The organism is uncultured Pseudoalteromonas sp. (assembly GCF_963922945.1).
Lineage (GTDB): Bacteria > Pseudomonadota > Gammaproteobacteria > Enterobacterales > Alteromonadaceae > Pseudoalteromonas.
Genome location: NZ_CAWUKC010000189.1, coordinates 1 through 1,714, shown reverse-complemented (window position 1 = coordinate 1,714; position 1,714 = coordinate 1). Strand labels below are relative to the sequence as shown.

Here is a 1,714-nt window from a genome sequence, read left to right as displayed (position 1 = left end):
TAATAATAACCCCATTCACTTGATGCTTTTTAATTAACGCAAATAAACGGTTACGGTCTTCAGGAAAGTTAGCCCACGACTCCCACCCTGTAAAATCAGGTAATAATTGCAAGCTTGAGGCAATTAGCTTTATAGCCGCAGGCTTTTTAAGCTCTTGCTCAAGCCATTGCCACTGCGCCTCTCCTAGCATAGAGGCGCCTTTTACCTCTGTTGGGCTATACGGGCCTTGGTTATTAAGCTTACGCTTGGTGTAATATTCAAGCTCGCTTACATGGTTAAGTGCATCACGGTTCCAGCGTAAATCGGGCATTATTACGTGTACGGTTTGCTCATCTTCACCATACATATACGACGTGTAAATGCCATCTTTGCGGGTGCGTCTGGGCGAACTTTTAGGCTCACCCCAAAAATCGAGCATAATTTGGCGAGATTGCTCTTTATGTGGGTAGTCTTTACCAATATCGTTTTGACCAAAGTCGTGATCATCCCACATCGCAATGATTGGCGTATTCGCTTTAAGTGTTTTAAAGCCTGGTTTTGCACCTAATTTTTGGTATTTATTGGCAAGTACCGTCATATCGTTGGTGTCGCCGTATATATTGTCACCTAAAAATATGAATAAATCGCCCTGCTCTTTATTAATGGTGTCGAATATTGGGATGTCTTTCTCTTGATGCCCACACGAGCCAAATAAAATTTTAGACGGGGCTGCCATAGTGTTTGCGCTAAACGCTAACCAGAATGTTAATACGGCGTGTGTAATAGGTTTTACTAACTGCTTCATTTTAAAATCTCGCTACAGCCATACATTAGTTTTAATCTATGGCTATTAATAAAAAAAGCCCATCATTGATGGGCTTAAAAGGGTTTATTGGCTTAAAACGTAGCCGATAACGTCAGTGCTGCTGTACGTGGTGCACCAATAAAGTAGGTGCTGCCGTTGCCCGTACCACCGGCTAAGTAGCTTTTATCGGTAAGGTTATAAACAACAAAGGCAACATCTATCGCTTTAAATGGTCCTGCGTTTATATCACTTGCGTAACCTGCATTTAAATCAACCACAGTGTAACCATCAACTTCGCCGCGCTCACCGGTATATTTAGCCGATAAACCAAAGCGAAAATCGCCGCTAAAGTAGTCAGTCGATAGCACAATTAAGTCATCGACTGAGTCTATTACTTTTTCACCGGCTTCAAACCCGGGTGCATCGCCTTTGTACTCTGAGTCATTATTTGTGTACGAGCTATATACACTCCATTGTGGGCTTAGCATGTAACTTGCCGAAAGCTCTAAACCTTGTGATTCAATGCCGCCTACGTTTAAGTAAGAGCCATTTGTACCTATGGTGTAATCAATACCGCCGGTATCACTGCCTGGGGCAATAAAGGTAATACGGTTATCAAACTCTATTGAGTACGCTGTTGCGGTAAGTTTTAAAGCGTTATTTTGATAACGTACACCTAAATCAATGTTTTCAGCGGTTTCTGGCTCTATGGCTGATAAATCAGAGTTATCGCGCTCAAGTACACCGTCTTTTATGGCTGCAAAGTTTTCGCTGTAGCTGGTAAATAGCTCGGTTGAGTTATTTAGCTGATACAAAATACCGCCACTGAACAACACATCAGAGTCGCTATTAACTTTAGCGGTTGTGGCATTTTGGTAGTGGTCGTACTTTTCAATATCCACTAGGTACTTTTTAACACCTAGGTTAAGC

2 protein-coding genes are annotated in these 1,714 nt (G+C 42.1%); both read right to left on the bottom strand.

What is annotated here, in order from left to right; translation table 11 throughout:
- Positions 1–784 (bottom strand): alkaline phosphatase D family protein (locus AABI99_RS18240; protein WP_338367536.1); only part of this gene is annotated, 784 nt, incomplete at its 3' end.
- A gap of 92 nt (positions 785–876) precedes the next feature.
- On the bottom strand, positions 877–1,714 hold an 838-nt coding region (locus AABI99_RS18235), incomplete at its 5' end, for a TonB-dependent receptor (RefSeq protein ID WP_338367535.1).